Source organism: Ponticoccus litoralis, from assembly GCF_039769985.1.
Lineage (GTDB): Bacteria > Pseudomonadota > Alphaproteobacteria > Rhodobacterales > Rhodobacteraceae > Ponticoccus > Ponticoccus litoralis.
This window is the reverse complement of sequence record NZ_JBDNCH010000004.1, coordinates 328,221-346,154: the sequence shown is the minus strand read 5'-3', so window position 1 is coordinate 346,154 and position 17,934 is coordinate 328,221. Positions and strand designations below refer to the sequence as shown.

15 protein-coding genes and 2 pseudogenes are annotated in these 17,934 nt (G+C 66.1%); 16 read left to right on the top strand and 1 reads right to left on the bottom strand.

The annotated features are described in order from the left end of the window. The first annotated feature begins 137 nt into the window (after positions 1-137). The 16 genes and pseudogenes from ABFB10_RS22275 (at position 138) to ABFB10_RS22200 (ending at position 16,890) form a co-directional block, all read left to right on the top strand. Entirely contained in the window at positions 138-2,141 is a 2,004-nt protein-coding gene (locus ABFB10_RS22275) for an ABC transporter permease (protein ID WP_347168404.1), read from the top strand. Continuing rightward, positions 2,138-3,205 carry an ABC transporter ATP-binding protein gene (locus ABFB10_RS22270; RefSeq protein WP_347168403.1) on the top strand — a complete coding sequence of 356 codons (1,068 nt, stop codon included), beginning with the start codon at positions 2,138-2,140 and terminating at the stop codon, positions 3,203-3,205. The genes ABFB10_RS22275 and ABFB10_RS22270 overlap by 4 nt, the downstream gene beginning before the upstream one ends. Beyond that, positions 3,202-3,996 carry an inositol monophosphatase family protein gene (locus tag ABFB10_RS22265; protein ID WP_347168402.1) on the top strand — a complete coding sequence of 265 codons (795 nt, stop codon included), beginning with the start codon at positions 3,202-3,204 and terminating at the stop codon, positions 3,994-3,996. The genes ABFB10_RS22270 and ABFB10_RS22265 overlap by 4 nt, the downstream gene beginning before the upstream one ends. Before the next feature lie 372 nt (positions 3,997-4,368). Next, on the top strand, positions 4,369-5,667 hold the full coding sequence (locus tag ABFB10_RS22260) for an amidohydrolase family protein (RefSeq protein WP_347168401.1): 1,299 nt from the start codon (positions 4,369-4,371) through the stop codon (positions 5,665-5,667). A gap of 25 nt (positions 5,668-5,692) precedes the next feature. Beyond that, positions 5,693-6,601 carry a LysR family transcriptional regulator gene (locus tag ABFB10_RS22255; RefSeq protein WP_347168400.1) on the top strand — a complete coding sequence of 303 codons (909 nt, stop codon included), beginning with the start codon at positions 5,693-5,695 and terminating at the stop codon, positions 6,599-6,601. A 516-nt stretch (positions 6,602-7,117) separates the two neighbouring features. After that, positions 7,118-7,444 carry a GntR family transcriptional regulator gene (locus ABFB10_RS22250; protein WP_347168618.1) on the top strand — a complete coding sequence of 109 codons (327 nt, stop codon included), beginning with the start codon at positions 7,118-7,120 and terminating at the stop codon, positions 7,442-7,444. Then, the gene (locus tag ABFB10_RS22245) at positions 7,407-7,763 is read left to right on the top strand and encodes an FCD domain-containing protein (protein ID WP_347168617.1); all 357 of its coding nucleotides are present in this window, start codon (positions 7,407-7,409) and stop codon (positions 7,761-7,763) included. Before ABFB10_RS22250 ends, ABFB10_RS22245 begins: the two co-directional genes overlap by 38 nt. A gap of 93 nt (positions 7,764-7,856) precedes the next feature. Next, positions 7,857-8,720: an FAD binding domain-containing protein gene (locus ABFB10_RS22240; protein WP_347168399.1), complete on the top strand. Its 864-nt coding sequence runs from the start codon at positions 7,857-7,859 to the stop codon at positions 8,718-8,720. Further along, a complete protein-coding gene (locus ABFB10_RS22235; protein WP_347168398.1) occupies positions 8,717-9,214 on the top strand; it encodes a (2Fe-2S)-binding protein in 498 nt (165 codons plus the stop codon). The genes ABFB10_RS22240 and ABFB10_RS22235 overlap by 4 nt, the downstream gene beginning before the upstream one ends. After that, positions 9,211-11,522: pseudogene (locus tag ABFB10_RS22230) on the top strand (xanthine dehydrogenase family protein molybdopterin-binding subunit). The gene ABFB10_RS22235 and the pseudogene ABFB10_RS22230 overlap by 4 nt, the downstream one beginning before the upstream one ends. Next, positions 11,519-12,514, top strand: a complete 996-nt coding sequence (locus tag ABFB10_RS22220; protein ID WP_347168395.1) for a CobW family GTP-binding protein — start codon at positions 11,519-11,521, stop codon at positions 12,512-12,514. Before ABFB10_RS22230 ends, ABFB10_RS22220 begins: the two are co-directional and overlap by 4 nt. A 377-nt stretch (positions 12,515-12,891) precedes the next feature. Further along, positions 12,892-13,821, top strand: a complete 930-nt coding sequence (locus ABFB10_RS22215; RefSeq protein ID WP_347168394.1) for an amidohydrolase family protein — start codon at positions 12,892-12,894, stop codon at positions 13,819-13,821. 31 nt (positions 13,822-13,852) lie between these two features. Further along, the gene (locus tag ABFB10_RS22210; RefSeq protein ID WP_347168393.1) at positions 13,853-14,797 is read left to right on the top strand and encodes an amidohydrolase family protein; all 945 of its coding nucleotides are present in this window, start codon (positions 13,853-13,855) and stop codon (positions 14,795-14,797) included. Then, positions 14,751-15,722 (top strand): annotated as a pseudogene (locus ABFB10_RS24420) (UbiD family decarboxylase domain-containing protein); the annotation flags it as partial. The gene ABFB10_RS22210 and the pseudogene ABFB10_RS24420, both read left to right, overlap by 47 nt. Before the next feature lie 127 nt (positions 15,723-15,849). Further along, complete coding sequence (locus ABFB10_RS24415; RefSeq protein WP_430523073.1) at positions 15,850-16,278, top strand: hypothetical protein; 429 nt, start codon at positions 15,850-15,852, stop codon at positions 16,276-16,278. A 27-nt stretch (positions 16,279-16,305) separates the two neighbouring features. Further along, a complete protein-coding gene (locus tag ABFB10_RS22200) occupies positions 16,306-16,890 on the top strand; it encodes a UbiX family flavin prenyltransferase (RefSeq protein WP_347168391.1) in 585 nt (194 codons plus the stop codon). 81 nt (positions 16,891-16,971) lie between these two features. On the opposite strand, the gene ABFB10_RS22195 is transcribed toward ABFB10_RS22200, so the two are convergent. Continuing rightward, positions 16,972-17,883: a DMT family transporter gene (locus tag ABFB10_RS22195; RefSeq protein ID WP_347168390.1), complete on the bottom strand. Its 912-nt coding sequence runs from the start codon at positions 17,881-17,883 to the stop codon at positions 16,972-16,974. Positions 17,884-17,934 lie beyond the last annotated feature (51 nt).

Below are 17,934 nucleotides of genomic sequence, written 5' to 3'. Positions count from 1 at the left end.
GTGGTATCGCGTGCGCCAGTGGCTTCTTCAGCTTTGACTGGCTGGGCGATTTCGCAAGCTCGGACAAGCTGTGGCCGGGGCTGGCGCAGGCCGCAACGGGGCGCTGGCAACTGTGGCCACTGCTGGCTCTGCTGGTCGTGGCGGTTGCCCTGCGTGTCCGGCAGGCGCCGGGGCCGGTGCGGGGCAGGGCGCTGGTGGTCACGGGTGTCGCGGGGCTGGCCTGGCTGCTGATCGAGGGGCTGTCCATCGGGCTGCGCGGCTGGAACTGGGGCCTGCTGGAAGCGGCGTTTGGCGATGTCGCGGGGCAGCAGGCCTTCGGCGCCGGGGCCGTGGCCCTGGGCACGGTCTTCGCCCTGCTGGTGGCCTTCGGCGCGGCAGAACGGGGCGCGCTCAAGGGTGACGCCTTTGTCCTGTCGGCGATCATGCTTCTGGTGCTGCTGGTCGGCGTCTTTGTCTTCTACCCGCTGGCGTCGATGTTCACCGGAGCCTTTCAGGATTTCGACGGTTCCTTCACCACCGAGGGCGTGCGCAACAATATCTTCGACCCGAAGATCTGGTCCCCGGCCTGCCTTGCGGGCGGCAATTGCGGTGTGGCGTGGCGGACCTTCTTTCTTGCCCTCTGCACCGCCACCGGCACCACCCTGCTGGGGCTGGTCTTCGCGCTGGTCGCGACGCGCACGGGCTTTCGGTTCAAGAAATCCCTGCGCCTGCTGACGGTGCTGCCGATCATCACCCCGCCCTTCGTGGTGGGGCTGGCCCTGACCATGCTGCTGGGGCGGCAGGGCACGCTGACGCAATGGATCGAGCTGGCGACGGGCTACGAGCTGGGCCGCTGGCTGTATGGGCTGACGGGGATCTGGATCGCGCAGATGCTGTCCTTCACGCCCATCGCCTTTCTCGTGCTGATCGGCGTGGTCGAGGGGATTTCGCCCTCGATGGAAGAAGCCTCGCAGACGCTGCGCTCGGACCGCTGGCGCACCTTCCGCAAGGTGACGCTGCCGTTGATGGCGCCGGGGCTGGCCAATGCCTTCCTGATCGGCTTCATCGAGTCCATGGCCGATTTCGGCAACCCGCTTGTGCTGGGCGGGTCGGGCGGCGTGCTGTCGACAGAGATTTTCTTTGCGGTGGTCGGCGCGCAGAACGATCCGGCGCGCGCGGCGGTCCTTGCCTCGGTGCTGCTGATCTTTACCCTCAGCGCCTTTCTGGCGCAGCGGTTCTGGCTGTCGGGGCGCAACTTCGCCACGGTGACGGGCAAGGGCGACGGCGGGCGGCACGCATCCCTGCCGCGCCGGGTTGCGTGGCCGGTCATCACCGTCGCCCTGGGCTGGGCGCTGTTCACGATCACGGTCTACGCCATGATCCTCTTCGGCGGCTTCGTGAAGACATGGGGGCTGGATCACTCGCTGACGCTGGATCACTACATCCGCGCCTTCGGCGTGACGATCTCGGACGGCTGGCACTGGACCGGCGTCGCCTGGAACAGCTTCTGGACGACGATGGAGATCGCGCTGATCGCAGCACCGCTGACCGCTGCCGTCGGCCTGCTGACCGCATGGCTGATCGTGCGGCAGCGGTTCCCGGGGCGCGGCGCCTTCGAGTTCGCGCTGATGATGAGCTTTGCCATCCCCGGCACGGTGATCGGGATCAGCTACATCATGGCCTTCAACCTGCCACCCCTGCAGATGACGGGGACGGCGGCGATCCTGATCGCCTGCTTCGTCTTCCGCAACATGCCGGTGGGGGTGCGCGGCGGCGTGGCGGCCATGGCGCAGCTGGACAGCTCGCTGGACGAGGCCTCGCTGACGCTGGGGGCGGGGTCGGGGCGGACCATGCGCAAGGTGATCCTGCCGCTGATGCGGCCCGCGATCCTGGCGGCGCTGGTCTACAGCTTCGTGCGGGCGATCACCTCTATCAGCGCGGTGATCTTCCTGGTCAGCGCAAAATACAACATGGCGACGGCCTATATCGTGGGCCTTGTCGAGAACGGCGAATACGGGATCGCCATCGCCTATTCCTCTGTCCTGATCGTGGTGATGATCAGCGTCATCGGCGGCTTCCAGCTGCTGGTCGGAGAGCGTCGGATCGGGCGGCGGGAAGTGAAACAGAAGGCCAAGGCCGCAACACGGGAAGTATCCGCATGAAGACGAGAGGCGCGGTCGAGTTCCGCAATGTGGTCAAGAGGTTCGGACAGTTCACGGCGATCCCGGACCTGTCGCTGTCGATCCAGCCGGGCGAGCTGGTGACGCTGCTGGGGCCGTCGGGCTGTGGCAAGACGACGACGCTGCGGATGCTGGCGGGGCTGGAAAGCCCCACGGCGGGCAGCATCCTGATCGGCGGGCAGGACGTGACCCGCCTGCCGGCGGATCGGCGCGACGTCTCGATGGTGTTCCAGAGCTATGCCCTGTTCCCGCATATGACCGTCGCGCAGAACGTGGCCTACGGGCTGGAGGCCGGCGGCATGAAACCCGCCGAGGCGAAGGACCGCGCCGCAGAGGGCCTGTCGCAGGTGGGCCTTGACGGGCTGGGAGCGCGGCTGCCCGCCGAACTGTCCGGCGGCCAGCAACAGCGGGTCGCGGTGGCCCGGGCGCTGGTTCTGGAGCCGCAGGTGCTGCTGCTGGACGAGCCGCTGTCGAACCTTGACGCGCGGTTGCGGCGGCGCGTGCGGACGGAAATCCGCGAGTTGCAGCAACGGCTTGGCTTCACCGCCGTCTATGTCACTCACGATCAGGAAGAGGCGCTGGCGGTCTCTGACCGGATCGTCGTGATGAAGGATGGCGTGGTGGCGCAGGTGGGATCCCCGCGCGAGCTGTACGAGGCTCCGGCCTCGGAGTTCATCGCGGATTTCATCGGCGAGGCGAACGTGGTGGACGGCACGGTCCTGTCGGTCGATGGCCATGAGGCGCGGGTCGACCTTGGCGGGGCGGTGATCGGGTTGCCCGCCCGCGATCTGTCGCCGGGACCGGCCCGGCTGGCGATGCGCTCGAACGCGGCGCGGGTGCGCGCGGCGGGGCTGGGTATGCCGGGCGTGCCGGGCACGGTGGCCTCTTCGGCCTATCTTGGCGATCACGTCGAATACGAGATCGACGGGCCGCTTGGTCGGATCTTCGTCGTCGATGACGCAAGCGATACACCCTTGCCGGTGGGCACGCCGGTTTCGCTGGACCTGCGCCCGCGCGGTCTTGCCCTGATCCCCGGAGCGGCATGATGCTGGCACATCGTCTGGACGCGGCAGAGCGTATTGCCCGCGAGGCCGGCGCGCTGGCGCTGGATTACTTCAATCGCCGCGACGCGCTGGTGATCGAGCAGAAGCGGCACGTGACGGACCTTGTGTCGGAAGCGGATCGCAACGTCGAAACTCTGATCCGCGAGGCCCTGTCCCGCGCCTTTCCCGAGGATGCCCAGCTGGGCGAGGAACACGGGCTGTCCGAGGGCAGCTCGGGGTTTACCTGGGTGATCGACCCGATCGACGGCACGGCGCCCTACCTGAACGGCCTGCCGGGCTGGTGCGTCTCCATCGGCGGGATGGATGCCGAGGGGCCGGCGCTGGGGGTGATCGTCGCGCCGGTGCTGGGCGAGGTCTTTGTCGCGGCGCGCGGTCTGGGGGCGCGGATGAACGGCGCGCCCATGCGGGTGGCCGAAGGCGACCTGCGGTCCGGCCTGCTGGGGGTGGGCGCCAACGACCGCGTGGCCTCTGACAGGGTGGGGCAGATGCTTGCCGACCTCATGGAGGCGGGATCGAGCTGGACGCGCTACGGGTCCGGCGCGCTGATGCTGGCCTGGGTCGCGGCGGGGAGGCTGGTCGGCTATGCAGAGCCGCGCATGTCGGCCTGGGACTGCATGGCGGCCTATGCGATGATCCTCGAGGCCGGGGGCCGGGTGCTGCCCTTTCCGACGGGGTCCGCGTTCACCCAGCCGCACCCGGTGATGGGCGCCGGGCCCGCGACCTTCGACGAGCTGTCCGGTCTCTGCGCCTTCGGAACCTCCCGGGACTGGTAGCCTGACGGTCCACCGCAGGGGGCCACAGTGGGGAGGGCGCGATGCTGGTTGCCCTTCCTGTGATGAGCTCCCCCGCGTCTCCCGGCCATCCTTCACCTTGGCAAGTGCTCGGGGGCGTGGGCAGCGCAGGGGCGAGAGGCAGGGCTTTGTCGGGGTGAAAGCCGCCAGATCGCCTTGCCAGTGCAAGACACGGAAACGCAAGGCGGGGTGGTTCCGTGTTTTGGCCGCCCGAACGGGCGCGGCACATCCGGAAAGGAATTCGCGCGCCTCATATTATTACGGTATCCTTATTAATCAGAAAGTTTATTTAATTTGCAGAAATAGTGGCTCTTGCCTAGGGTTCCGGGGATAGTCAAGCAAAAGGACAGGACCATGGGCACCGTCGGCGATCAGCTTTCCTTTCTGGCAGCGAACCGCGAGCGACCGGTCCTGCTTGCGGGCGCCCGGATCACGGGGGCGGGCGATGGGACGGAACAGGCCGATATCCTGATCGGCACCGATGGCCGGATTGCGGCTGTGGGCCCCGATCTGGCGCCGCAGCCGGATATGGTGCGCGTCGATGTCTCCGGGATGCTGATCTCGCCGGGCTTCGTCGATATGCACCAGCATCTGGACAAGACGGGCGTGCTGCGCTTCACGCCCAACCCATCGGGCACGCTGCAGGGCGCGCGCGAGGCCTTTGCCGCATATGCCCGGACAGCCGGTCCCGAGGATATCACCCTGCGCGCGTCGCGGACCATGGCGCGCTGCCTGTCGCGCGGTACAACCGCGATCCGCAGCCATGTCAATGTCGACAAGGACGCGGGGTTCAACGGGATCGAGGCGCTGGCCCGGCTGCGCGAGGCCTGGGCCGACCGGATGACGCTGCAGCTGGTGGCCTTCATGACCCCGCATCCGGGTCAGGATCTGGACTGGCTGACAGCGAATGTCGATCAGGCTGTCGGCTTTGCCGACGCGGTGGGCGGTACCCCGGCGGTCAGCGAGGATCCGGGGCGCTACATGGACATCCTGTTCGAGGCCGCTGTCCGGGCCGGAAAGCCGATCGACCTGCATCTGGACGAACATCTGGACCCCGGCAACCTGAACATGCATGCGGCGCTCGACCGGGTCGAACGGTTCGGGATGCAGGGCCGGACGGTCTTCAGCCACGTTTCTGTCCTGAGCGCCCTCGAACCCGAGGCGGCGCGCACCATCATGGAGCGGATGATCGAGCTTGACGTGGGGGCCGTGACGCTTCCGGCTGCCAATCTCTATCTTCAGGCCCGCGACCGCACAAAGCTGCCGCCGCGCGGCCTGACCCGGGTGGCCGAGCTGCTGCGTGGCGGCGCCGGGATCGCCACCGCCTCGGACAATATCCAGGATCCGTTTGTGCCGACCGGCACCGGTGACATGCTGGAAATCGCGCGCTGGACGCTTCTGGCGGGCAACCTGATGGCCGACGAGCTGCGCGACGTGCACCGGATGGTCACCGACATCCCCGCCCGGCTGATGGGGCTGGGCGAGGACTACGGCATCCGCCCCGGGGCCTGGGCCGACCTGGTGCTGACCGATTGTGAGGATACCGATACGCTGGTCGCCGGGGGGCCGATGCAGGCGCGGGTGCTGGCGCGCGGTCGGCTGGTGTCGGAAACCGCGACGGTGCTGCCCCGGGCGCTGGCGGAACCCGCCTGACCGTGGCGGGGCCGGGCCGCCGGGGATGAATGTCACGCTGCGCCAGATCCGCGCCTTCCTTGCCGTGGCCGAACTGGGTCGGTTCAACCTGGCCGCCAGCGCGCTTGGGCTGACGCAGGCCGCGGTCAGCCTGCTGATCAAGGATCTGGAGCTGGAGCTGGGCGTCCGCCTGTTCGACCGCCATACCCGCAAGGTGAACCTGACCGACATCGGCATCGATTTTCTGCCGCAGGCCCGCAAGGCGATGGAAGATCTGGATCTTGCCACGCGCAATGTCCGGGAGCGCGCCTTGTTGAAGAAGGGCAGGGTGACCGTTGCCAGCTCGATCATCTTCTCCGCCACGACAATTCCCGCGCTGATCGACCGGTTCCTTGAGCAGCACCCGGGTATCTCGGTCGGCCTGCGCGACATGCCCGAAGAGGAAATCCGCCCGGCCCTGCTGCGCAACGAGGCCGATATCGCGCTGGGGACGCTGCTGGACGACGACCCCGAGATCGCGTCGCTGCCGGTCAGCAAGGACCGGCTGACGCTGATCTGCCGCGCCGATCACCCGCTGGCCGCGCGGCAGGCGCTTGGATGGGCGGATCTGGCGGACCAGCCGCTGATCGTGCTGGCGCAGGACAATCCGTTGCGCCAGATCGTCGAGCGCACCATGATCGGCGTCGCGCCGGAGTTTCTGCCCGCCTACGACGTCCGGTTTTCGACCACGGCCATCGGCATGGTCGCGGCGGGTCTTGGGGTGACGGTGCTGCCGGAGAACTCGATGGAGCTGACCGCCGCCGCCGGGGTCTGCAGCGTTGCACTGACCGATCCGGTGATCACCCGCAATATCTGCGTCATGCAGCACAAGTGGCGCAGCCTGTCGCCGCCCGCCGAACGCCTGAAAGAGATCCTCCTCGGGGCGTTTCCCGAAACCGTCCCCTCAGCCCCCTAGCCGACGCGACCGGGCCCGCCCCGCTTCCGGGCGGGACTGCGCGCGCCCCGGGGTGTGGTTCCTGCCGGACAATCCGTTGACCTTCGTGGCGTTGGGCATGGCCCGGCGCTGTTCCGGTCGTCGGGTCTGGCCATCGGATCTGGCCTTGGGCGACTGGCACGAAAGCCGCCCGGTCCCGCATGCTCAGCCGTGCCCCGCCCTCTGTCTGCGCGGGTGCGGAGCGGTCCCCCGGCCCCGGAGATACCGGTGCCGGGCGCTGTCTTCCGCAAAACTGTCCCCAAGGTTGATTCTGATGTGCGCCGCTTGGAGGTGCCGTGTTTCAAGGCTGTCGATCACGCGGGAAGTTGGATGTTAATAGAATGGAAAATAAGGATAAATAATGTATTGTTGACAATAATGTCCGGTGCGGTCTAGCCTGACTTCATGAAAGACGAGGTTGCCGTGACAAAGCCCCAGTTCCGCAGAAAGGCACCTGCGAAAGCCGAACTCAAAAGTGGAATCGACGCGGAAGAGCGCGTGTTTTCGCTGGTGGTCGAGGCGGTCCAGGATCAGCGCCTGAGGGCTGGCGACCGGCTGGTCGAGCGCGAACTCGCGGAAGCGGCGGGCGCGAACCGGCAGGCGATCCGCAACGGGCTGCTGCGCCTCGTCAATGCCGGTCTGGTGGAGATCAGCCGCAACAAGGGCGCCCGCATCGTGCGGCTCAGCGCCGCCGAGGCCGAGCAGGTCTTCGAGGCCCGCATGGTGGTCGAAACCGGGCTGCTGCAGAGCCTCGGCACGCAACTACACCGCCGAGGCCGGCGCGGCCCTGCAGGACATCCTGCGCGCCGAAGGGGCGGCCTATGACGAAGGCAACGTGGTGCAGGCGCGGCACCACTCGCGCCGCTTTCACATGGAGATGGGCCGCCTGGCCGGAAACAAGCACCTGTCGCAGCTTTTGTACGACCTGATCAACTGCCAGCCGCTGCTGATGTCCCATCGTCACGATCGACCGTCGGAGTTCTCGGGTCACAACCTGCATATCAAGACCATGGGCGCATTGGCCCGCGGCGAAGGGGACGAGGCGGTGCATTACAACAACCAGCTTCTGACCGCGCTGAAATCGGAGATGCTGCTGGATATCAAGGCGGCGGACGATCAGGACGGGCCCCCCGGGCCCGGCTAGACAACCCCCGGCGAAGCCCCTGCTCAGGATAAGCGGCCATCACTCAAGCGCCAGCGGCCCGGTTCGAGTCCGCTGCGATCTGAAGGAGGCCAGATGCGACGCTTTGCTTATCATGAACCCTCGACGCTGGAAGAGGCCTCGTGCCTGCTGGTCGAGCTGGGCGACAAGGCCCATGTGCTTGCCGGCGGCACCGACCTCTTCGTCGAGATCCGCGAAAGGCTGCGGGACGTCTCTGATGTGGTGAACATCAAGAAGATCCCGGGCATGACCGATATCACCTGGGATCCGAACACCGGGCTGACCTTCGGGGCGCTGATCACCGCGCGGCAGCTGGAAATCCTGCCGGGTGTGCAGCAGACCTATCCGAATTTCGCCGAGGCGCTTCGGCTGCTGGCCTCGATCCAGGTGCGCAACCGGGCCACGGTGGTCGGCAATATCTGCCGCGCCTCACCCTCTGCCGATACCATTCCGCCGCTGCTCGCGGATGGCGCGATCATCCATATCTACACGCCCAAGGGCATGCGCCGGATGCCCTCGGCTGAGTTCTTCACCGGCCCCGGGCGCACGCGGCTGGAGCGTGGCGATATCGTCACCGGCATCGTGCTTCCGGCCCCGGTCCCCGGCAGCGGACGCAGCTACCTCAAGCACGGGCGCCGGAAGGCGATGGAGCTGGCCACGGTCGGCGTCGCGGTCAGCCTCGAACGCGACGGCGATCTCTGCACCGATGCCCGGATCGCGCTTGGCGCCGTGGGGCCGACGGTGCTGCGCGCGCCGGGCGCCGAGGCCTTGCTGAAGGGCGCCGGGATCACCGATGCGCTGATCGCGCAGGCGGGGGCGCAGGCCATGGCCGAGTGCACACCGATCAGCAACGTGCGCGCCAGCGCCGATTACCGCCGCAACATGGTGGGCGTCCTGACCCGCCGTGCCCTCAGGCAAGCAATGGAGGCGAGCCAATGAAACAGATCGTGGACCTGACCATAAACGGAGACCCCCATAGCCTGGCGGTCGAGGGGCACCGGTCGCTGCTGGACACGCTGCGCGAGGAAGTCGGGCTGACCGGCACCAAGAAGGGCTGCGACGTGGGCGATTGCGGTGCCTGCACCGTGATCGTCGACGGCGCCCCGGTCAACGCCTGCCTGATGCTGGCGGTCGAGGCGCAGGGCCGCACGGTCGAAACCGTCGAGGGCATGCAGAGAAGCATGGAGATCCTGCACCCGCTTCAGGAGGCCTTCATGCGCCACGGCGCCTCGCAATGCGGCTTCTGCACGCCGGGCATCCTGATGATGGCGCAGCAACTGCTGGCCGAAAATCCCGATCCCAGCGACGCAGAGATCCGCTTTGGACTGAGCGGCAATATCTGCCGCTGCACCGGCTACACCAAGATCTTCGACGCCGTGCGCAGTGCCGCGGCGGATATCCGCAACGCCCGCGCGCTGGAGGAAACCGCATGAACAAGCCCACAGGACCCCTGAAGAACGATTTCAGCGTCATCGGCAAGAGCGTCAAGCGCGAAGACGTCATCGAGAAGGTCACCGGCGAAGGCGTCTATGTCGCCGACCTGAAGCCGGTGGGGATGCTCTACGGCAAGATGAAGCGCTCGGACGTGGCCCACGCCCGGATCAAGCGCATCGATGTCAGCAAGGCGCTGGCCTATCCCGGCGTCAAGGCGGTGCTGACCCACAAGGACGTGCCGCGCGTGCTGCACCATGGCTCTCCGCATCCGCGCTCGATCTCCTGCACGAAGGACCAGTACATCCTCGACGACAGGGTGCGCTACTGGGGCGAGGGCGTCGCCGCGGTGGCCGCGATCAGCGAAGAGATCGCCGACGAGGCGCTGGACCTGATCGAGGTCGAATACGAGGAACTGCCCGCGGTCTTCACCCCGGAAGCGGCGATGGCGCCGGATGCGCCCCGGATCCACGATCACGGCCCCGGCGGCAACCTCGTGCTGGCGCCGGTGCAGGTGGAACGCGGCGATGTCGAGAAGGGCTTTGCCGAGGCGGATTTCATCCTCGAAGGCGAGTATTCCGGGGGCCGTCCGGTGCCCGGCTACATGGAACCCAATGTCTGCCTTGCCGATTGGGACGGCTCCGGCAAGCTGACCTTCTGGACCTCGACGCAGAGCTCTTTCATGGTGCGTGGCATCCCGGCAGAGGTTCTGGGCCTGCCGCGCACCAAGGTGCGGGTGCTTGTCGATCACATGGGCGGCGGGTTCGGCGCCAAGCAGGACTGCTTTCAGCACGAGTTCCTCTGTGCCCTGCTGGCCCGGGCGACACGCAAGCCGGTGCGGATGGAATTCACCCGGCGCGAAACCTTCCTGGCCGGGCGCTCGCGCCACCCGTTCAAGCTGTGGCTGAAGCAGGGCTTTCGCAAGGACGGCACGATCACCGCGCGCGACATGCGGATCGTCTTCGACTCGGGCGCCTACGGGTCGCACAGCCCCGGCGTCACCACGGTCGGCACCAATTCCGCCACGTCGCTCTACCGCTGCGAGAACCTGCGCCTGAACGGGCGCGCGGTCTATACCAACACCCCGATTGCGGGGGCGTTTCGCGGCTACGGCGTGGTGCAGACCTATTACGCGCTCGACATCCAGATGGACGAGGCGGCAGAGCGTCTGGGGCTGGACCCGGCAGAGCTGAAGCTGAAGAACGCCGTGCGCGAGGGCGATATCGCGCCGTCGGGCCATCCCATCGTCGGTCACGGGCTGGAGGCCTGCATCGCCCACGGCACGAAGGTCTTCGACTGGCAGGCCCTGCGGCAGGGCACGCGCTGTCCCGACCCGGCGGCGCCGCATGTCCGCAAGGGCTGGGGGCTGGGCTGCGAGATGCACGGCTCTTCGGCCTATCCCGGGATCAAGGAACAGGGCAATGCCATCGTCAAGGTCAACGAGGACGGCTCGGTCACGCTGATGACCGGCGCGGCGGGGCTGGGTACGGGGGCGCATACCGCGCTGGCGCAGATCGCCGCCGAAGAGCTGAACGTGCCCTTCGAAAGCGTGTCCGTGGTGCACGGCGATACCGACGCTGTGCCCTGGATATCGGCGCCTTCGCCAGCCACACCACCTACCTTGTGGGCAGCGCCACCCGCATGGCGGCGGCCGAGGCCCGGGCCGGTATCCTGAAACGCGCCGCCGGGATGCTTGAGACCACCGCCGATGCGCTGGATATGGTCGAGGGCCGGATCTACCGGCGCGACAACCCCGATCAGGGTCTGACCGTGGCCGAGGCGATGGGGCCGAAACCGGGCATCCCGTCGGCCAATATCCTTGGCCGGGGCACCTACGAGCCGACGAAGTCCTATTCCTTCGCCGCGCATTTCGTCGAGGTGAGCGTGGACACGGAAACCGGGCTGGTGACGGTGGACCGGGTCGTGCCGGTGCATGACGTCGGCAAGGTGATCCACCCGATTGCCGCGGCGGGCCAGATCGAAGGCGGTATCCAGCAGGGCATCGGCCACACCCTGACCGAGGATTACATCATCGACACCCGGACCGACCGCTCGCTGAATGCCGGGCTGGTCGACTACAAGATGCCGCTGTCGATGGACATGCCCGATATCGACACGGTGATCCTTGAAGCCGCGCCCGATCCCGGCGGCCCATGGGGCGCCAAGGGGGTTGGCGAAGACCCGATCATCGCCATCGGCCCCGCCATTTCCAACGCCATCTTCGACGCCATCGGGGTGCGCTTCCGCCACTACCCGATCACCCCCGAAGACATTCTGAACGCCTTGGCCGAGAAGGAGCGCCAATCATGATGAACATTCACGAGATCCCCAAGGACAAGCTGCCGATCACCATCCTGACCGGGTTCCTGGGGTCGGGCAAAACCACGCTGCTGAACTACATCCTGACCGAAAAGCACGGCTATCGCATCGCGGTGATCGAAAACGAGTTCGGCGAAGTGGACGTGGACAGCGATCTGGTGCTGGCCTCGGACGAGGAAATCTACCAGATGCAGAACGGCTGCATCTGCTGCTTCGTCGACGTGCGCAACGACCTGATCGACGTGATGAAAAAGCTCCTGGCCCAGAAGGACAAGTTCGATCACATCATCGTCGAGACCTCGGGCCTTGCCGATCCGACGCCGGTGGCGACTGCGTTCTTTGCCGACCGCAGCGTGGCGGACGAGGTCAATCTGGACGCCATCGTGACGCTGGTGGATGCCAAGCATATCGACCAGCATCTCTACGATCCGGTGCTGGACGGGCGCGACAATCAGGCGGTGGACCAGATCGTCGCCGCCGACCGGATCATCGTCAACAAGGTCGATCTTGCCAACGAGGCCGGTCTGGCCAAGCTGGAAGGCGACCTGCGCGGCTTGAACCAGACCGCCGAGATCCTGCGCTCGGAGTTCGGGGTGGTGGATTTGAACAATATCCTCAACGTCAACGGGTTCCAGCCCTCCTATGTCAAGGAGCGCGCCGAGATCCTGCAGATCGACATGAATGGCGAGGATGACCACGATCATCATCACCACCATCATCATGGGCATCTGCACGACGAGACCGTGTCCTCGGTCAGCATGACCTTCGATCGGCCCTTCGTGCTGGACAAGCTGCACCGGGTGCTCACCGACTATCTGGACGAGAAGGGCCCGGCGATCTTCCGCACCAAGGGGATCTTGGCGATAGCAGGCGACGACCGCTTTTATGTCCTTCAGGCGGTGCACCAGCTGTTCGACCTGCGCCCGGATCACCCCTGGCAGGACGAAACGCGCCGCTCGAAAATCGTGTTCATCTACCAGTGATCTGGATCGCGACGAGATCGGGCGCAAGCTGTCCTCCTGCCTGGTGGACTGACGCCCCTTCCGCACTGACCCGGACTGAAAAAGCGGCCCGCGCGATCCGCGCGCGGGCCGCCTGTCGTCGATTATTGTTAAGCAAAAACAAAAGCTTCTGAGACTTTCTTATTGACTTGCATTAACTCTGTCCCTAGGCTGGAGCCAGAGTAGAAGCGCAGCCAATTGCTCACCAACCCATTGAGAGGTGAGGCTGCGATGTCGACATTCCCCGCTTTCCCGAACCGGATCGGCCCCGACGGGGCCCGTCCCCGCGCGACGTCCTTCGGGACGCTTTCTGGCGGCGGCGGCATTGCATTCAGGCACCTCATTCCAGGAGGTTCCTCATGATTATCGACCTGAGTTGCTATCCGACGGATCTCGTCGATCTGGCCTGGCGCCATGACGGCGAGCCCTTCACCGGAGAGCGGCTGCTGAAGATGATGGACGGCCCGTTCTACGTGAACGGCAAACCCCGTCGCGTCGACAAGGCGTTCATCCAGCCGCCGCAGGGCAATACGATCTACACCCACGGCATCCACGAAAAAGAAGGCAAGGCCGCGATCCGGGAGTACATGGGCTATACCGAGAAGATGGTCTGCGAGCACCCGGACCGCTTCATCGGCTGCTTCGTCTACAACCCACGCTACGGTACCCAGAACGGCGCCGAGGAAATAGAACGCTACGTGAAAGAGTTCGATTTCAAGATGGTGCAGTTGCAGGCCAACATGCACGCCTACCGTCCCGACCGGGCGCTGGACTGGCTGCGTCCGGCCATGCGCGTCTGCGCCGACCTCGGGATCATGGTGAAGGTGCATACCGGCGACGGGCCCTACTCGATCCCGACGGAATTCATCCCGATCATCCGCGAGTTCCCCGAGGTGAACTTCATCCTGGCGCACTTCGGCGTGCAGACCGGCGGGGTCTACACCTTCGAGCCGTTCCAGATGGCGATGGACGAACCCAATGTCTACGCCGAAAGCGGCTGGTGCCTGCAGTCGCGGATCGTCGAATTCGCGAAGGAACTGCCCAAGCACAAGATCCTCTTCGGCACCGACACGCCGCCGAACGAGCCGGGCATGTGGATCAACCTGCTTGAGGTTCTGTGCCACGAGCCGCCGCAGGGCCTGAACCTCGATGAGGACACGCTCGAGGATTACCTGGGCAACAACACCGCCCGGATGATCGGGCTGGAACCCACCGCCCCGCCGAAATCCGTGGCCGAGGCAGAGGCCTATCTGCGGGACAAAGGCGTCGTTCTGGAACCGGCAGAATAAGCCGCCCAAAGACCTTCCGAAGGAGACCAAGATGATTATCGACACCCATCTTCATCCGACCAACCTGGTGGACGAGGCCTGGCGCCACACGGGCGAGCCTTTCACCGGCGAGCGGATGCTGAAAATGATGGACGGCCCCTACATGATCAACGGCAAGCCGCGCCGGATCGACATGGGCTTCATCCAGCCGCCGCCGGGCAATACCGGCTATCGCGACGGCAACCGCATGGGCCGCGACGGCATTCGCGACTACATGGCCTATGTGTCCGAGCTGTGCCAGAAGTACCCGGACCGCTTCATCGGCAACTTCAACTACAACCCGCGCTGGGGTCCCGAGAACGGGGCCAAGGAGATCGAATTCCACCACAAGGAATACGGTTTCAAGATGATCAAGTTGCACGCCAACATGCATGGCTACCGGCCCGACCGGGCGCTGGAATGGCTGCGCCCGGCGATGGAGATGTGCGCCAAGTACAATATCGTGGTGCTGATCCATACCGGCGACGGGCCCTATACCATCCCGACGATGTTCTATCCGATCATCCGCGAGTTCCCGATGGTCAACTTCATCATCGGCCATTTCGGCATCCAGACCGGCGGCAACTATAGCTTCGAGGCCTTCTGGATGGCGATGGACACGCCCAACGTTTATTGCGAAAGCGGATGGTGCTTTCAGTCGCGGATCGTCGAGTTCGCCCAGCAGCTGCCGAAGGACAAGATCGTCTTCGGCACGGACAGCCCGCCCAACGATCCGGGCATGTGGCTGCGCGAGCTTGAGGTACTGTGCCACGAACCGCCGCATGGCATGAACCTGTCGGAGGAGGATCTGGAAGGCTACCTGGGGAACAACATCGCCCGGCTGGTGGGCATCGACACGACCCCGCCGCCCCGCGATCTGAAGGACGCTCAGGCCCGGCTTACCGATACCTATGCCGGCGTCGACCGGGCCACCGGGAAGCTGCTGGAACCGGCCTGACCCGGACCGGGGCGGCGCCGGACCCCGGCGCCGCCTCTGGTCCTTCCACTGTATTCCACGATCTTGCCGACCCCGGGGGACGCCTGACATGCTCATGACCAAAACCGACAGCCATCACCCGCAGGATGTGCGTCACTTTCTGGCCGGATATGCCGCCGCGCACCCCGAGGACGTGATCGAGATCGACAGCGAAGTGTCCGACGATCAGGACGCGACGGCGCTGATCTGGGCGCTGGCGGCGCAGGGCCGACAGCCGCTCTTGCGGCTCAACAGGGTGGCGCATCTTCAGTCGCCGGTGCTGTGCAACGTCTTCGGATCGCGGCAGCGCATCGCGCGGCTGTTCGACACCGACGAGCCGGGGTTGCACGCGGCCTACCAGAAACGCTCGCGCGCCGCGATGCCGTCCAAGGTGGTCGACCACGGGCCGGTGCTGGAGCAGGTGATTTCGGGCGCGGATGTCGACCTGAACCTGCTGCCGATGCTGAAGCATTTCGAGACCGACCGGAAGAAATACATCACCTCGGGGATCATCCTGGGCGAGGATCCCGACACCGGGATCGGCAACCTGTCCTATCACCGGGCGATGATCCATTCGAAGAACCAGCTGGCGACCTCGCTGCATTCGCGCGGCCACCTGTGGCGGCTGCTGAACATGTCCAAGGAACTGGGCAGGCCGATGCCGGTGGCCATGATCATCGGTGGGCATCCCCTGTTCATGCTTGCCGCCTCGGCGCGGCTTGCCTTCGAAGAGGATGAGCGCGACATCGCCGGCGGGCTGATGGGCGCCCCGCTGGAAGTGGTCGAGACGCCGAAATACGGCATCCGCGTCCCGGCCCATGCCGAGATCGTGCTGGAGGGGGTGATCGACCACGAGGCCTCGGTCGAGGAAGGGCCGTTCGGCGAGTTCACCGGCTATTCCTCTGACCGGTCGACCAACAACCTGTTCACCGTGGAAACCATCCTGCGCCGCAACGCGCCCATCCTCGGTCAGCGTGGCCGGTGGCAATTCCGCCGAACACCTGAACCTTGGCCGCATCCCGCGCGAGGCGGAGATGGTCGAGAAGCTGCGGGCGCGCTTCCCGTCGGTGACGGCGGTGCATTACCCGTCCTCGGGCACGCATTTCCACGCCTATGTGGCGATGAACCAAAGCCGCGAAGGCGAGGCCCGGCAGGTCATGCTGGGGCTGCTGGGATGGGACCAGTACCTGAAGACCGTGATCGTCGTGGATGCGGATGTGGACATCACCCGCGACGAAGAGGTGCTCTGGGCGCTGTCCAGCCATTTCCAGCCGCATCGGGACGTGGTGATCATCGAGGGGCTGCCGGGCAATGCGCTCGACCCCTCGGCCAGCGGCATCGGCACCACGTCGCGGATGGGGCTGGACGCGACGCGCGGGCCGGATTTCCACGGCACCCGCGCGCTGATCGGCGCCGAGGCGCAAGCGCGCGCGGCGGCGCTTCTGAAGGATATTGGCCGGTAATCTGCCCGTGGCACGGAAGGAACTGACATGACACAGCCAAGGCGCATGATCGTCGGGATTTCCGGGGCTTCGGGGGTGATCTACGGCAAGCGCATGCTTGAAGTCCTGCGCGCGCTGGACATCGAGACCCATCTTGTCATGTCCAATGCCGCGCGCATCACCATGGCGCATGAGTGCGATTTCACGGCAGCCGATCTGGAAGCGCTGGCCGATCACACCCATTCCAACAAGGATATCGGGGCGGGCTGTTCCTCGGGTTCCTTCCGCACCATGGGGATGATCGTGGCGCCCTGCTCGGTCAAGACCATGGCGGAAATCGCCACCGGCACCACCGCCAATCTGCTGTCGCGGGCCGCGGATGTGGTGCTGAAAGAGCGGCGGCGGCTGGTGCTGATGCTGCGCGAGACGCCGCTGCATCTGGGGCATCTGCGCAACATGGCGGCGGTGACAGAGATGGGCGCCATCATCTATCCCCCGGTGCCGGCCTTCTACACCAGACCGCAAAGCCTGGAGGAGATGGTCGATCACACGGTTGGCCGGGTGCTCGACCTCTTCGATCTGGACAGCGGCACGGTGAAGCGCTGGACCGGCGGCAGGTCCGAGGGGGCCTGACAGCGCGGCGAGCCCGTCTGAAACCACGGATGACCCATGCGCCGGGGCCTGCCCGGCGCGGCCTTCGTTTGCGGCGCGGGTTCAGCCGCGTGCGGGCAGGGCGCGCTGGGGCCCGGCATCCCGGCGGGTCCGGCGGATCACCAGGTAGATGCCGCCGATCACCAGCAGTGTGCCGATTGCCGAGAGGGCGGACATCGTTTCTCCGAAGAACAGCCATGCCTGCAGCATGGTCAGGGGCGGCACCAGGTAGAAATAGCTGGTCACACGCCCGACCTGATCGCTGCGGATCATCACCATCAGCAGGCTGATCGCCAGCACCGAGAGCCCCAGCACAAGCCAGGCCATGGTCAGCATCAGCGGCCATGTCGGCTCGACCCGCCCGGTTTCGAACAGCAGGGCCAGCGGCAGGGTGACCGCCAGCGCCCCGGCATATTGCACGGTTGTTCCCGCCAGCAGCGGCACCCCGGCGCCGTGGCGCTTTTGCAGCACGGTGCCCGTCGATATGCCCATCAGCGCGATCAGGGTCGCAACCAGCCCCGCGCCATCCGGCGCGCCGTCTTGCGACAGCGCCCCGGCGCCGCCCACGACCAGCAGCAGGCCGAGGAAGCCCACCAGCAACCCGGTGGCCGTGGCGCGGGTCAGCCGCTCGTTCAGCCAGAGCCATCCCAGCAGCGCGGTCAGTAGCGGCTGCATGCCGACGATGATCGCGACCAGCCCGGCCGGGACGCCGCGCGAGATGCTGTAGAAAACGCCGCCCAGATAGGCGCCGTGGATCAGGCTGCCGACCAGAAGCTGGCTTGGGATGTCGCGCGCCGCCAGCAGGGGGCCGCGCCAGAGCAGCAGGCCGAGGCCGAACAGGGCCAGCACCAGAGCGTAGCGCAGGACCAGCAGGAAGAAGGGCTCCATGTAGGGCAGGCCGAACTTTGCGCCGATGAAGCCGGTACTCCAGATCAGAACGAAGGCGAAGGGAATGAAGCGGGTCAGGGTGGGCATCTGCTGTTGTCCGGTAAGCTCGGGCACCGGGCGGACAAGGAAAGTCCCGGT

Bases quoted from the DNA above. Each gene is read 5' to 3' on its own strand.
- ABFB10_RS22200 (WP_347168391.1), top strand. From the start codon at position 16,306: ATGACACAGCCAAGGCGCATGATCGTCGGGATTTCCGGGGCTTCGGGG.
- ABFB10_RS22240 (WP_347168399.1), top strand. From the start codon at position 7,857: ATGCGACGCTTTGCTTATCATGAACCCTCGACGCTGGAAGAGGCCTCG.
- ABFB10_RS22210 (WP_347168393.1), top strand. From the start codon at position 13,853: ATGATTATCGACACCCATCTTCATCCGACCAACCTGGTGGACGAGGCC.
- ABFB10_RS22215 (WP_347168394.1), top strand. From the start codon at position 12,892: ATGATTATCGACCTGAGTTGCTATCCGACGGATCTCGTCGATCTGGCC.
- ABFB10_RS22260 (WP_347168401.1), top strand. From the start codon at position 4,369: ATGGGCACCGTCGGCGATCAGCTTTCCTTTCTGGCAGCGAACCGCGAG.
- ABFB10_RS22265 (WP_347168402.1), top strand. From the start codon at position 3,202: ATGATGCTGGCACATCGTCTGGACGCGGCAGAGCGTATTGCCCGCGAG.
- ABFB10_RS22270 (WP_347168403.1), top strand. From the start codon at position 2,138: ATGAAGACGAGAGGCGCGGTCGAGTTCCGCAATGTGGTCAAGAGGTTC.
- ABFB10_RS24415 (WP_430523073.1), top strand. From the start codon at position 15,850: ATGGTCGAGAAGCTGCGGGCGCGCTTCCCGTCGGTGACGGCGGTGCAT.
- ABFB10_RS22220 (WP_347168395.1), top strand. From the start codon at position 11,519: ATGATGAACATTCACGAGATCCCCAAGGACAAGCTGCCGATCACCATC.
- ABFB10_RS22195 (WP_347168390.1), bottom strand. From the start codon at position 17,883: ATGCCCACCCTGACCCGCTTCATTCCCTTCGCCTTCGTTCTGATCTGG.
- ABFB10_RS22235 (WP_347168398.1), top strand. From the start codon at position 8,717: ATGAAACAGATCGTGGACCTGACCATAAACGGAGACCCCCATAGCCTG.
- ABFB10_RS22255 (WP_347168400.1), top strand. From the start codon at position 5,693: ATGAATGTCACGCTGCGCCAGATCCGCGCCTTCCTTGCCGTGGCCGAA.